The following is a 12463-nucleotide window of genomic DNA, read 5'->3' on the forward strand; positions in this document are numbered from 1 at the left end:
ATTCAGCTTCAGAGTCCCACGTGGCTGGCGTCGCCACGAGCAAGCAGAAGTCCGTCTGCGTGCAGAACCCTGGTACAGCCCGACTCTTCTGGCGCTTCGTATTTCCGAAGTGCAGAGCCCATGTTTTCCAGTAAATAAACCCTTGGGGATCGAATTCGGGTCGAATTCGCGCGACAGGTATCGTCGTTTCTGTCTGCCGTCCATGCCGTCCATGCCGCTCATCCAGGCATTCCAGGTGTCAAAGGCGGTTCGGTGGCGGTTTCCCAGCTATGCGGAACGGCCCGCGAGGAGTTCCTTGCGGGCCGTCCCTTGCCGGTTCTCACATGTGGACGACGGGTGCTGCGTCGGGGTCCTGCTCAGGCACTCCGCGCCGGTAGAGGACGATGCTGACGATCAGGCCGGCGGCGAAGAAGGCGGCCGACCACCAGTACGCGGTGGAGTAGGCCTCAAGGCTGGCGTGTGCCTGGACGAGCGGGTCCTTGGGGTCGCGGCCGATCATGTAGTCGGCGGCGGCGCTGGTGGCGAGGGTGTTGAGCAGGGCCGTGCCGATCGAACCGCCGACCTGCTGCATGGCGTTGACGGTGGCGGAGGCGACGCCGGAGTCCTCGGTGTCCACGCCGGCGACGGCCAGGCTCATGGCCGGGGCGATCACCAGGCCGAGGCCGAGGCCCGCGACGATGAGCGGCGGCATGACGTCGGCGGTGTAGCTGCTGTCGAGGCCGAGAGCGGTGAGCCAGGCCATACCGGCGGCGGCCAGGCCCATACCGAGCGGGACCACCGGCTTGGGGCCGATGCGGGGGACGAGCACGCTGGTGGCGAGGGTGGAGGCAACCATGAGCGCGGCGACCATGGGCAGGAAGGCCAGGCCGGTCTTGACGGGCGTGTAACCGAGGCTCTGCTGCAGGTAGTAGGTGAGGAAGAGGAAGACGCCGAACATACCGGCACCGCTGATCATGACGGCGACGAAGGAGGCGCCGCGGTTGCGGTCGAGCAGGATGCGCAGAGGGAGTAGGGGGTGGGAGGACCGGGTCTGCCACCACGTGAACACGGCGAGCAGTACGGCTCCGGCGATGAGGAAACCCCAGGTCTGCGGGGAGCTCCAGTCGTGGGACTCGGCGTTGGAGAAGCCGTAGACCAGACTGAAGAGGCCGGCGCCGACGAGAACGGCTCCCGGGACGTCGAGGGAGGTGGTCTTGCTGCGTGCGGTGCGGCGCAGCAGCATCATGCCGCCGATGAAGGCGACGGCCGCGAAGGCGAGGTTGACGTAGAGGGTCCAGCGCCAGTCGAAGTACTCGGTGAGCAGACCGCCGAGGAGCAGGCCGATGGCGCCGCCGGCGCCGGCGATGGCGCCGAAGACACCGAAGGCCGTGGCACGTTCCTTTGGGTCGGTGAAGGTCGTGGTCAGCAGTGACAGGGCGGCGGGGGCGAGCAGGGCGCCGAACAGGCCCTGCCCGGCACGGGCGACGACGAGCATCTCGAAGCTGGTGGCGGCACCGCCCAGGGCGGACATGCCGGCGAAGCCGACCAGGCCGATGAGGAAGGTCATCTTGCGGCCGAACAGGTCCGCTATGCGTCCGCCGAGTAGTAGCAGACTGCCGAAGGCGAGGGCGTACGCGGTGACGACCCACTGCCGGTCACCGTCGGAGAAACCCAGGTCCTTCTGTGCGGAGGGCAGGGCGATGTTCACGATGGTGGCGTCCAGGACGACCATGAGCTGAGCCACACCGATGATGGCGAGGATCCACCAGCGATGGTGGGGCGGTGACTCGGCCGCAGGGAGTGGGGACACGTTGGCCGCGCCCTCACGGGCGTCGGTGGTGGTTTTGGGCATGGCGGGGCTCCAGACGAATCGAGGAGTGCAAATAGTGGTGGCGCGGTGCGGGACGGCTGCGTCGTCGGAGCTCGTCATGTGGTTCGGGGCGGTGCAGGGCAGCCGGTGAGACGGCCGGTGCTCCGCGCGAACTGGAGGCGGGAGAATCAGGCAGCCGGGAACCTCGGGAGACCCGCTCCTGAGTTCTGTCGACGACGTGTGCCACGGCGCGGGACACGTGGGACCACGCCCGGACCGGAGTCCTTGAGTGCCCGGAGGTGGACTTCTCGCGGCGAGGCGGGGGAGAAGGTCTGCCAGCCCCGGGCCTGCCGGTCGAGAGTGCCGATCAGCGGCATGAGATCCGGCGTGGCCGAGGCAGGAAGGCCCATACGATTTGACGCCGGTTCTCCGAAGGTCTGCCGCAGCACTGTGTGCATCAGCGTGCTGAGTTGTTCCTTGGAGAGGGCCATTCCCGGCGCGCGGGCCATGGCGTGAGCCTGAATCTCGACCATCGCGATCGTCAGGGTGCGTGAGTTCTCGTCCGGCGACGGTGTCACGGAGTCCAGCAGGTCCTGCAACCGGCGGGCTCCGGCGTGGTCGGCGACGTCCTGGTGGAGGCGTTCGTCGAGTCCCAGCAGGTGGGCCACGTACGACCAGTACCGGTAGAGGTGGCGCTCTTCCTCGGGGCTGATCTCGATGCCGACGGCGGCCAGGGCTCGGTAGGAGATCAGGGTGAAGCCGAGCCAGGTACGGGCCATGTCGAACTGACCGATCGGCAGGCCGGGGGCGCCCGCGTCCCAGTCCGCGAGAGACTTGGCACGCATACGGGCATGGCGCAGTCGAAGCTCGGCGGCGGCCACGTACCCCTGCCCTCCGCGCAGCAGCCCGCCCGGTTGGACGATCTGACGGGCCCACACCGCAGTCTCCACGAGGTTGCGCGAAGCCGTGGCAGTGGGTGTGCCGCGCCCGGCCAGGAGCCGCGCGACGGTCGGGGAGGCGTAGGTGTGGGCCAGCGCGCTGGTGATCGAGCAGAGCCCGGACCATATGGGTGGCACGGACTGGCTCACGACATCGCCGCGGTGGAGCGTCGCAGGGGTGACCCAGGACGGAGTGGCCTCCAGGTCCTTCAGCAGCGCGGTGATGGCTGTGAAGGAGCGTTCGCCGAGGCTCGCCAACCCTTCCTTGAGGCCCATGTCGAGGGCCTGTCGCGCCGGCGTGCCGTGGAGGTCCAGTTCGGCGATGGCGGCGTCGGCGAGCAGATCCCCGGCGGTGAGCAGGACGACGAGGTGTTGGGTTTGTGAGGTGTGCCGCTGTCGCGCGGCTTCCAGGTCGATCACTCGCTCGGGGGCTTCGCGGGGTGCTTGGTTCTCAGTCATGTGGCTCTCACTTCCGAGAGGGCGAGGCGGACCGACGATCATGGGGGAAGGTCGCCTGACACATGTCAGATTATCTTCAATCTGACATGTGTCAAGTAAGCTGTTCCTGGTCCATCAGGCCGCCGCGCGGCAGCACAGGGTGCGCGCTGCGCGGGCACGAATAGTCAGGCATGGAGGCAGGAAATGGGAGCAAGCGCCGAATCGGCTCGTCGGCCGGGGCGCCCCGGCGCGGACACTCCCGCGGTGCCGGGGGAGGAGAGCATCCTGCGGCGCGGGCTCGAAGCCTTCGCGGAACTGGGGTACGACCACGCATCGGCGAGAGAGTTGGCCCGCCGCTTGGGCGTCAGCCACAACTTCATCAACGACCGGTACGGGTCCAAGGCCGCGTTCTGGCGGGCGGTGGTGGAATTCTCCCTCGGGGCACAGCTGGCCGGTATGCCGCAGGTGGACCCCTCGCTGGACGATGCCGAGCAGTTGCGGCAGATCATCAGCACCTTCTACCGAACGGCGGCGGACGCGCCCCTCGTCGGACGGCTGTTCGTCGACGAGCTCAACCGGGACACGGAGCGGCTGGACTACCTGTACGCGCACTACATCGGTCCGGTCCTGCAGACCATCACGGACTGTATCGACCGGCTCGTCGCCTCCGGGCGCATGGCGCCGATCCCGTTGGACGTGCTCTTCTTCGCCGTCATCCCGCCTGTCTCGGGCATGGTGGACGTGCCCCTGGCTCGCCGCCTGGGCCGACCCGTGCCGTCCTCGCCGCAGCAGCTGACCGCCACGGCGGACGCACTGGCGACGCTCGTGGTCAACGGCATGCTCGCGACGGGAGCGGATGGTCGCCGCTGAGACCGACGCCGCGGCGTGAAACCGCTCAGGGGGCGTTCGTATCCGTGCCGGCCGCGACCGGTCGGCACCGCCGTGCAGGGATATGCGGCGACCAGGTGTTATCCCGCGGGCCGGCCACATCACTAGGAACAGGACGCCCCTCTGACATCGAAATTCTCACCGCTGCTGAATGCCCGCATCGGTGGGAGACTGGCTTTGCGATGGAGGATTTCGGCACGGCTCCTTGGGGTGCAGCCGCTGATATGTCATACGCGGCTGTGGCGCTGACGGACGCCGAAGGCGTGGTGATCGGCTGGGGTCCGGAGACCCGTGAGCCGCTCGGCCTCTCTCGTACCGAGATCGAAGGGCACCCGGTGCAGGACCTGCTGTCCCGGGACGACGCCGCGACCTTGCAGCGAGTGCTTGCGCGTCAGGCGAGTTGGAGTGGTCGGCTCGCGTTTCTGCGTAACGACGGACAGGCCCTGGAGCTGGTACTTCGGGCGCAGCCGATGCCGTCGGGGAGAGGGGAGCTTCGCTGGGTTCTGACGATGGCCCGGCCCGGTGAGCCGACGAGGTCGGAAGGCGGCCAGTCTCTCGCAGACCAGGCTTTCACCCAGTGCCCGGTCGTCCAGGTGATCTACGACACGGAACTACGTTTCGCACGGGTCAATGCTGCCGCCGCCCGCCGGTTCGCCGCCACGGAGGAAGAGCTGCGGGGTCGTCCGGTCTCCGATGTCTTCTCGGCGCCGGTCTACGCGGCATTCCAGCGACATCTGCGTCAAGTGATCGAGACCGGGGAACCGGTGCACTACGAGGGCTACTACAGCGTGCCGGGCGTGATTCACGAGCGCCCCTGGGCGCATGAGATAGGGCCCGTCAGGGATGCTTCGGGGCGCCTGTGCGGTGCGATCGTCACAACCTACGAGAGCAGCGAACAATACTGGGGCCGTCGGCGGTGGTCTCTGCTGAACGATGCGGCCACCCGTATCGGCACCAGCCTGGACGTGTCGCAGACCGCTCAAGAACTCGCCGAGACGATCACGCCACAACTAGCGGACTTCGTCACCGTCGATCTCCTCGATTCGGTGCTCCAAGGGACGGATCCCGCTCTGAGGCACGACCACTCGCCGCTCGCGCTGCGCCGTGTCGCGCAATGCTCGGCCACTGCGGGCTCTCCGGAGGCGGTAGTCGCCGTCGGCGAGTCCACCGCTCAGACGGCGGACTCGCCCTACACACGCTGTCTGGCCACGGGAGAAGCGATTCTGGCGAGAGCTGGAGACCCCGCATGGGAACGGTGGCTCGCGAACGACAGCGTTCGCAGGGCCCGTGTGCACGAGTTCGGGTTCCATTCGACGCTGGCGGTACCGCTGCGTTCTCGTGGTACGACGCTGGGTGTCCTCTCCCTGCTACGTCGCCTCCACCCTGAGCATCCCTTCGACAGGGACGACGCGGTCCTTGTGGAAGAGCTCGCCGCAAGAGCGGCGGTGTCCATAGACAATGCCCTCCGCTATACCCGCGAGCACGCCACCGCCCTGACACTCCAGCACAACCTGCTGCCCCAGCGGCTTCGAGAACAACCCGCTGTGGAATTCGCCTCCCGCTACCTGCCCGCAGACTCCCCCCTGGGCGTGGGCGGCGACTGGTTCGACGTCATTCCTCTCTCCGGCGCGCGGGTCGCCCTCGTCGTCGGTGACGTCGTCGGGCACGGGCTCCAGGCCTCCGCCACGATGGGACGCCTGCGGGCCGCTGTACGCACACTCGCCGATGTGGACCTCAGCCCGGATGAGCTGCTCACCCGCCTCGACGATCTGGTGATCCGCCTGTCCGTCGATTCCGACGGCGTGAGCGGCCAGGGAATCGACGGTGACGTCGGTGCGACCTGCATGTACGCCGTGTACGACCCCGTCTCGCTGCACTGCAGCATCGCCCGTGCCGGACACCCCCTGCCTGCCATCGTGCTCCCGGACGATACGGTCGATTTTCCCGAGATACCGGCCGGGCCGCCCCTCGGCTTGGGCAGCCTGCCCTTCGAGTGCGCCGAATTCGACCTGCCGGCCGGCAGTCTCCTCGCCCTGTACACCGACGGCCTCATCGAATCCCGAGCCCATGACATCTCCGTCGGCCTGGATACGCTGCGCGAGGCCCTGGGAGCTTCGCACCGCTCGCTGGAATCCAAGTGCGACGCCATCATGGATGCACTCGTCCCCAAGGCCCCCGACGACGATGTCGCCCTGCTCCTTGCCCGCACCCGGGCCTTCGACGGCGACCACGTCGCCACCTGGGACCTGCCGAGCGACCCGGTGGCCGTGGCTCCCACGCGTGCTGACGCGCGCCGGCAACTCACCGCCTGGCGACTGAGCGATCTCGAGTTCACCACCGAGCTCGTAGTCAGCGAACTGGTCACCAATGCCATCCGCTACGGCGCCCCTCCCATCCGGCTTCGGCTCATCCGTGACAGCGCACTCGTCATCGAAGTCACCGACGAGAGCAGCACCGCTCCCCATCTCAGACACGCCCGCGCCTTCGACGAGGGCGGACGCGGCCTGCTCATGGTCGCCCAGATGGCACAACGCTGGGGCACACGCCATACACACAGGGGCAAGACCATCTGGGCCGAACTATCGCTCAGCCAGTAACCCTCTGACGACTGATCTCAGCGGCTCGGGCGGAGGTGCACCCCACCCCGGCGAGGCAGGAACGCCCCGCCGGGGTCGCGTCGCGTGAGCCTGCTGGAGGAGCGGGAACCCGCCCCCCAGAGGGCGGCCCTCGAACGCAAGGGCGAGGCAGGGGGCGGGCAGGGGCGCGACGTCAGATGGCCGGCTCAGTCTTCCGAGCGTGGCGGCCGACATGTACCGGCGCGGCGACGCTCTGCCGCTTCCGCGAGAACAGGACCGCCAGGCCTGACAGCGTGCAGGGGACCGCGCCGAAGAGAAACGCAGCGGTGGCCCAGGTGCCGTGGTTGCTCAGCAGAGTGGCTGCCAGGGCAGAGGAGAGGATCGCCCCGATCGGACCCACCGCCGCGACGAAGGCGGCGCCGCGGCCTCGGATACGCGTCTCGTAGCTTTCGCCGACGAAGAACAGGACGCACGAGTAGGGACCGATCAGGAAGAAGGTCCCGATGCTGTAGAGCGCGACGACGGTCCAGAAGTTGCTGGGCCCGTAGATCATCGCGGTGAAGACGAGACCTCCGGTGATCCAGCCGGCGGCGATGACGTTGCGCCTGCCGAACCGGTCCCCGAGGAATCCGTGAGTGAGATAGCCCAAGTAGGCGATGACGTTGGACAGCAGCAGGATGACCAGCGAGTTCGTGAACGACACATGGTGCACGTTGATGAGTACGGTGGTGCCCAGGACGCTGAAGACCTGCACGGGGAAGTAGTTGAGGATGTGTCCGAGCCCCAGGGAGAGCGTGGTTCGCAGGCCCCTGCCGCGGAAGATGTCGGCCAAGGTGCTACGGGTCTCGGACTCGTCGACGCCCAGGGCGGCCGCGAGCTGTTCGGCTTCTCGGCGTGCGCCGCGGGACTGAAGTTGCCGCAGCTTCTGCACGGTCTCGAACTGCGGGGACTCACGCAGCTTGCGTGCGAGGAGCGCGACGACCAGTGACGGGACAGCGGCGAAGAGAAAACACCCGACCCAGCCGGTGATCGGCAGCATCACTGCCGTCAGTGCGGCGGCCAGGATCGCTCCGATCGGCCAACCGCCCTGCACCAGCGAGTAGATGAAGCCCTGACGCTTCTTGATCCGCGGATCGTCCGAGGCCCCGTAGAGTTCGCTGAGATAGGCGCCGTTGACACCCTGTTCCGACAGACCCAGACCGCTGAGCGAGCGGATGGCGACCAGCCCCCAGGCCGGCACGACACCTGCCAGAGCCGTGAGAACCGAGGCTACGCCGGCTCCGGCGGTGGTGACGGCCACGCCGGCCTTGCGGCCGAACCTGTCGACGACCGGCCCGGCCAACAGGCCGAGTGCCACCGCGCCGATGGACATCCAGGTGACGAGGGTGGCCTGCTCGGCTGAGTCCAGGCCCTTGTCCTTGCCTATCTCCGGCAACAGGGTGCCGAAGAGAATGAAGTCGTAGACAGCGAACGCCCAGGCCAGGAAGGCCAGCACAGTGGCGTATGTGATCTGTCGATTGGTGACGGGCCGAGGCCGCCAGGTGTTCTCGCTCTGGATCGTCATCGACCCACCTCCAGGATAGTTACCGTTCGCTGTCGATCGATTACTGAAAGTCGCGAACGGGGGGTGTACGCGTATGCGACATGAGGGCGATGCGCCTCATGCGCTTGTGAGGGAAAGGGGGCTGGAGGCCGGTTGGTCAGCCGGCCTCCGCCTGCGACCTACTGGCTCAGGCTGTCGGTCCGACTGGGTGCGGGCGCCTCGGAGCCACCCTCGATCTCCAGCAGAATCGGCAGGAGGTACCTGCGGAACTCCTCGTAGTTCTCGGTCACCGGGAAGTGGCCGAGCCTGGGCATCTCCCAGTACTTGCACCCGGGCACAAGGTCGGCCAGTTCCTTGGTGTCGGTCGGCGAGGTGTTCGGGTCGTACTCACCGGTGAGCAGGTACAGCATGCATCTGTCGGTGTCGATGGCCCGCGCCTCCTCGGGGGAGACGTTGTGGTCGTAGTAGTAGTAATAGAGGTCGCCCGCGAACACGCCCGGTCCGCCGCACTGGTACTCCCACTGGAGCTCCCGGACGTTCTCCTCGGGGCTGTACGGGGAGATGTTCAGCAGCATCGCGGCCCCGGTGGAGGTGCGGGACACGTTGGGGTTGTCGAACTCCCGGCGGATCCCGGCCATACCCACGTCGACGTACTCTGCGGCTGAGCGCAAGGCCCCTTCCACAGCGATGGTCGCCCGGTAGCTGTCGGGACAGTTGGAAGCCAGGTCGATGGCAAGATGCCCGCCCATGGAACTGCCCATGTAGACCGGCCGGTCCAGCTCCAGGGCCTCGGACAGCGCGTTGGGGAACGCCATCATGCGTGCCTTGGTCATCTGGTACTCCTGCGTCCACCACGACACTCCGTGCGGCGGCAGGGACTTGCCGTGGTACGGCAGGTCGAATGCGATGACGCGGTAGCGGTCGGTGACCTCCGGATCATTGAGCAGGTGCCGGTACTGACGCCCGTCCGAGCCGGCGGTGTGCCCCACGATCAGAGGGATGCCCTGACCGGCCTCCTCGTAGTAGACGCGGTACTCGACGTCTTCCACGGTCAGGTGGACGTAGCGTCCGGTGATCGGTTCATGCCTGGCCATGGTTCACGCTCCCTGTGCGTTGAGCCGGCGGAAGATCTGCATCAGCCGGTTCAGGGCCGGCAGATATGCGTAGAGCTGCTCCGTGTTGCTCAGCTGCACGCCATGCTTGATGGACGAACTCTGCAGCGACTGGAAGAACGGCCGCGGGTGCTCGGCGGTCATCTCCTCCCACTGCTCGCGGGTGCCGGACACGGCGATCGCCGCGTCCTTGGGATCGATGTCGCTCGGGTCCACCGACAGGAGGCGGCCGTCTTCATAGACGCCCAGCCACGCCTGGTCACCGATGGTCACATGGAGCTTGCCGGTGTAGTAGCGCATCTCCCGGGAGAACTCGAAGTCCTCATTGGCCTGCTTCAGGACAGCCGCGAAGTCACGCATGGGCGCGTCCTTCCTGTGTGGTGCGGAGGGTGTTGTCAGGGCGGTCGAGGAGCTCGTACATCCTCGTGTGGTCCTCGGCGGCGAAGCCGTTGTCCACGGCCTTGTGCCACACATCGGCGCAGTGGTGACTGAGCTCCGCGTCGACGCCCAGTTCCTCGGACAGGGCGATGGCTATGTCCACGTCCTTGGTCATCAGTCCGACGGGGAATCCGGAACCGAAGCTGCCCGAGAGCATGAACTGGGCCACCTTGTTCTCCGAGGTGTTGCTGCGCCCGGAGGAGGCGTTCAGCACGTCGGTCAGGGTCTGTGGTTCGATTCCGAACCGTTGCCCGATGTGAAGTGCCTCGACTGTGACGGCCACCGACGCGGCCGAGACGAGATTGTTCAGGGCCTTGGCCGCGTGCCCGGAGCCGGGTCCCCCGACGTGAATGAGGGACTTGCCCATCACCTCGAACAGCGGCTTCGCCTCATGCACGTCGGCGGCGGTTCCGCCGGCCATGATGGCCAGCCGGCCGTTGAGCGCTCCTCGCACTCCCCCGGAGACCGGGGCATCGACATAGCGCATGCCCTTCTCCTCCAGGGTGACCGCCAGCTGCTGAGAGCGGCTGGGTTCGGCCGAGGACATGTCGATGAACAGGGTGTTCAGTGAGGCCGCGGCCACGACCTGGTCGGTGAGCAGAGCGGCCTGGACGATGGCGGAGGTCGGCAGCATCGTGATGATGACGTCCGCGCGTTGCCAGGCGACGGTCCCGGCCGCAGCGGCAGTGGGGTGGGCGGCCAGGAACTTCTCCACGACTTCGGTGCTCCGGTCGTGGACGATCAGACTGTGTCCGGCCTGGACGAGGCGCTGAGCCATGGGGAAACCCATGTTGCCCAGGCCGATGAATCCGATGGTCGTCATGCCTCGGCCTCCATTTCGGCGAAGACCTCCCGTGCCAGCCGGAAGCTTTCGAGGGCGGCGGGGGCACCGCAGTAGACCGCGACCTGGAGGAAGACCTCCTGGATCTGCTCCTTCGTCACCCCGTTGCGGACCGCCCCGCGCACATGCACTTTCAGCTCGTGCGGGCGGTTCAGGGCGCTGATCATGGCCAGGTTGATGAGGCTGCGCTGAGATCGGTCGAGACCCGGGCGGTCCCACACATCGCCCCAGCAGTACTGGGTGACCACTTCCTGTATCGGCATCGAGAAGTCATCGGCACCGTCGAGGCTGCGTTGGACGTAGGCGTCGCCGAGTACCTCACGGCGGGTGGCCAGGCCCTTCTCGAACAGTTCCTTGTTCAACGTGTTGCTCCTTCGAAACCTGGTGTGCAGTTCCACACGGCTTGGATGTTGGTGAACTCGTGGATCCCGAAGTGGGACAGTTCGCGGCCGTAGCCGCTGTTCTTCACTCCACCGATGGGGATCCGGGGGTCGGAGACCGCTATGCCGTTGATGAACACCCCGCCCACCTCCAGACGCTGGGCCACGCGGGAAGCGAGGTCCGCATCGCCGGTCCACAGGCTGGCGCTCAGGCCGAACTGGGAGTCGTTGGCCATCGCGAGGGCGTCCTCGAGGTCCTCGGCCACCACCAGAGAGGCGACAGGGCCGAAGATCTCCTCGCGGAAGGACGTCATGGCCGGTGTGACATCGGCAAGCACGGTCGGCTGGAAGAAGCTGCCCGGTCCTTCGATCGGACTCCCTCCCGTCAGAAGCCGGGCGCCCTCGGCGACGGTGCGCTCGACCTGGCGGTGAATCTCCTGGCGGATGTCGTCGCGGGCGATGGGCCCGATGTAGGTCGATTCCTGGGTGGGGTCGCCTATCGTCAGCTTGCGCACCTCGGCCACGAACCGCTCGGTGAACGCGTCCGCGATGCCCTGGTCGAGGATGATGCGCTTGGCCGCGATGCAGATCTGCCCACTGTTCTGGAACCGGCCGTGGATCGCCGCCTCAACGGCCGCGTCCAGGTCCGCGTCGCCGAGAACGATGAAGGCGTCCGAGCCCCCCAGTTCCAGCACACTGCGCTTGATGGCCCGCCCGGCCTGGGAGGCGATGGCCGAGCCCGCACGGACACTGCCCGTGACCGTCACACCCACAACGGCCGGATGAGCGATGGCCTGGGAGACCACGTCGTTGTCGGCATTGAGGACGCTGAACGTCCCCTCCGGAACTCCGGCCTCCCGCCACAACCGTTCGACGGCCAGAGCGCAGCCGACCACGTTCGGGGCGGGCTTGAGAACGTAGGCATTGCCGCCCAGCAGGATCGGGATCGCCCCGCGCATCACCTGCCAGACAGGAAAGTTCCACGGCTCCACAGCCAGCACGGGTCCCAGTGGACGGTAGGCCACATGGGCCGCGGGCCCGATCGAGGTGGGAGCGTCGGCGATCATCTTCGCGCCGTTGTCGGCGTACCAGGACGCCACCCAGGCCGCTTTCTCCACTTCGGCACGGGACTGCGTGATGGGCTTGCCCATTTCGGCGGTGATCAGCGCGCCCAGTTCCTCCACATCCCGCAGCAGCAGCCGGGCCATGCGGGCCAGAGCGGCGCACCGGACCTCGGGACTGCTCTGGCTCCACTGTGCGAAGCCTTGCCGGGCACGGCGAAGGACGGCATCCAGTTCGTCATCACCGACGAACGGGTAGGTGTCGATCACCTCTCCCGTGGCGGGGTTGACCGACCTCGCGGCCGCGGGTGCTTGCAGAGTCACAATCTGGTCCTCTCGGAGCCGGGTGGGGAAAAGAGCACAAAGTTGGAGGACAACTCCGCGCAGTGCAGTGAGTGAGCGGGCATCCGACGGGGCCGGCGGCGGAGGGGCGGTGTGCGTCCTCATGCCGGCCTGTCA

The 12463-nt window shown here is 67.2% G+C and carries 10 protein-coding genes; 2 read left to right on the forward strand and 8 right to left on the reverse strand.

The window, feature by feature from the left end:
- Nucleotides 1–319 precede the first annotated feature (319 nt).
- Together ACNFOC_RS03735 and ACNFOC_RS03740 are read right to left on the reverse strand one after the other, a co-directional pair.
- Nucleotides 320–1831, reverse strand: a complete 1512-nt coding sequence (locus tag ACNFOC_RS03735) for an MFS transporter (protein WP_416956524.1) — start codon at nucleotides 1829–1831, stop codon at nucleotides 320–322.
- 146 nt (nucleotides 1832–1977) lie between these two features.
- Entirely contained in the window at nucleotides 1978–3186 is a 1209-nt protein-coding gene (locus ACNFOC_RS03740) for an oxygenase MpaB family protein (RefSeq protein WP_416956526.1), read from the reverse strand.
- A 183-nt stretch (nucleotides 3187–3369) separates the two neighbouring features.
- Between ACNFOC_RS03740 and ACNFOC_RS03745 the strand changes: the two genes are divergently transcribed.
- Both ACNFOC_RS03745 and ACNFOC_RS03750 read left to right on the forward strand, forming a co-directional pair.
- A complete protein-coding gene (locus ACNFOC_RS03745; RefSeq protein ID WP_416956528.1) occupies nucleotides 3370–4035 on the forward strand; it encodes a TetR/AcrR family transcriptional regulator in 666 nt (221 codons plus the stop codon).
- Between the two features lie 242 nt (nucleotides 4036–4277).
- On the forward strand, nucleotides 4278–6650 hold the full coding sequence (locus ACNFOC_RS03750) for a SpoIIE family protein phosphatase (protein ID WP_416956597.1): 2373 nt from the start codon (nucleotides 4278–4280) through the stop codon (nucleotides 6648–6650).
- A gap of 172 nt (nucleotides 6651–6822) precedes the next feature.
- Here ACNFOC_RS03750 and ACNFOC_RS03755 read toward each other — a convergent pair whose 3' ends face one another.
- From ACNFOC_RS03755 to ACNFOC_RS03780, 6 genes are all read right to left on the reverse strand, one after another.
- The gene (locus ACNFOC_RS03755) at nucleotides 6823–8193 is read right to left on the reverse strand and encodes an MFS transporter (protein ID WP_360807192.1); all 1371 of its coding nucleotides are present in this window, start codon (nucleotides 8191–8193) and stop codon (nucleotides 6823–6825) included.
- Nucleotides 8194–8351: 158 nt separating this feature from the next.
- Nucleotides 8352–9266 (reverse strand): alpha/beta fold hydrolase, encoded by a 915-nt coding sequence (locus tag ACNFOC_RS03760; RefSeq protein WP_416956530.1) that lies wholly within the window; start codon nucleotides 9264–9266, stop codon nucleotides 8352–8354.
- Nucleotides 9267–9269: 3 nt separating this feature from the next.
- Complete coding sequence (locus ACNFOC_RS03765; RefSeq protein WP_416956532.1) at nucleotides 9270–9644, reverse strand: hypothetical protein; 375 nt, start codon at nucleotides 9642–9644, stop codon at nucleotides 9270–9272.
- Nucleotides 9637–10545 (reverse strand): NAD(P)-dependent oxidoreductase, encoded by a 909-nt coding sequence (locus ACNFOC_RS03770; protein WP_416956534.1) that lies wholly within the window; start codon nucleotides 10543–10545, stop codon nucleotides 9637–9639. The genes ACNFOC_RS03765 and ACNFOC_RS03770 overlap by 8 nt, the downstream gene beginning before the upstream one ends.
- Nucleotides 10542–10925 carry a 4-carboxymuconolactone decarboxylase gene (gene pcaC, locus ACNFOC_RS03775; RefSeq protein ID WP_010356369.1) on the reverse strand — a complete coding sequence of 128 codons (384 nt, stop codon included), beginning with the start codon at nucleotides 10923–10925 and terminating at the stop codon, nucleotides 10542–10544. Before pcaC ends, ACNFOC_RS03770 begins: the two co-directional genes overlap by 4 nt.
- A complete protein-coding gene (locus ACNFOC_RS03780; protein WP_416956536.1) occupies nucleotides 10922–12328 on the reverse strand; it encodes an NAD-dependent succinate-semialdehyde dehydrogenase in 1407 nt (468 codons plus the stop codon). The genes pcaC and ACNFOC_RS03780 overlap by 4 nt, the downstream gene beginning before the upstream one ends.
- Nucleotides 12329–12463 lie beyond the last annotated feature (135 nt).

Source organism: Streptomyces colwelliae (genome assembly GCF_048158785.1).
In the GTDB taxonomy this organism is placed as follows: Bacteria; Actinomycetota; Actinomycetes; order Streptomycetales; family Streptomycetaceae; genus Streptomyces.

Bases quoted from the DNA above. Each gene is read 5' to 3' on its own strand.
- ACNFOC_RS03740 (WP_416956526.1), bottom strand. From the start codon at position 3,186: ATGACTGAGAACCAAGCACCCCGCGAAGCCCCCGAGCGAGTGATCGAC.
- ACNFOC_RS03750 (WP_416956597.1), top strand. From the start codon at position 4,278: ATGTCATACGCGGCTGTGGCGCTGACGGACGCCGAAGGCGTGGTGATC.
- ACNFOC_RS03770 (WP_416956534.1), bottom strand. From the start codon at position 10,545: ATGACGACCATCGGATTCATCGGCCTGGGCAACATGGGTTTCCCCATG.
- ACNFOC_RS03745 (WP_416956528.1), top strand. From the start codon at position 3,370: ATGGGAGCAAGCGCCGAATCGGCTCGTCGGCCGGGGCGCCCCGGCGCG.
- ACNFOC_RS03735 (WP_416956524.1), bottom strand. From the start codon at position 1,831: ATGCCCAAAACCACCACCGACGCCCGTGAGGGCGCGGCCAACGTGTCC.
- ACNFOC_RS03760 (WP_416956530.1), bottom strand. From the start codon at position 9,266: ATGGCCAGGCATGAACCGATCACCGGACGCTACGTCCACCTGACCGTG.
- ACNFOC_RS03765 (WP_416956532.1), bottom strand. From the start codon at position 9,644: ATGCGTGACTTCGCGGCTGTCCTGAAGCAGGCCAATGAGGACTTCGAG.
- ACNFOC_RS03755 (WP_360807192.1), bottom strand. From the start codon at position 8,193: ATGACGATCCAGAGCGAGAACACCTGGCGGCCTCGGCCCGTCACCAAT.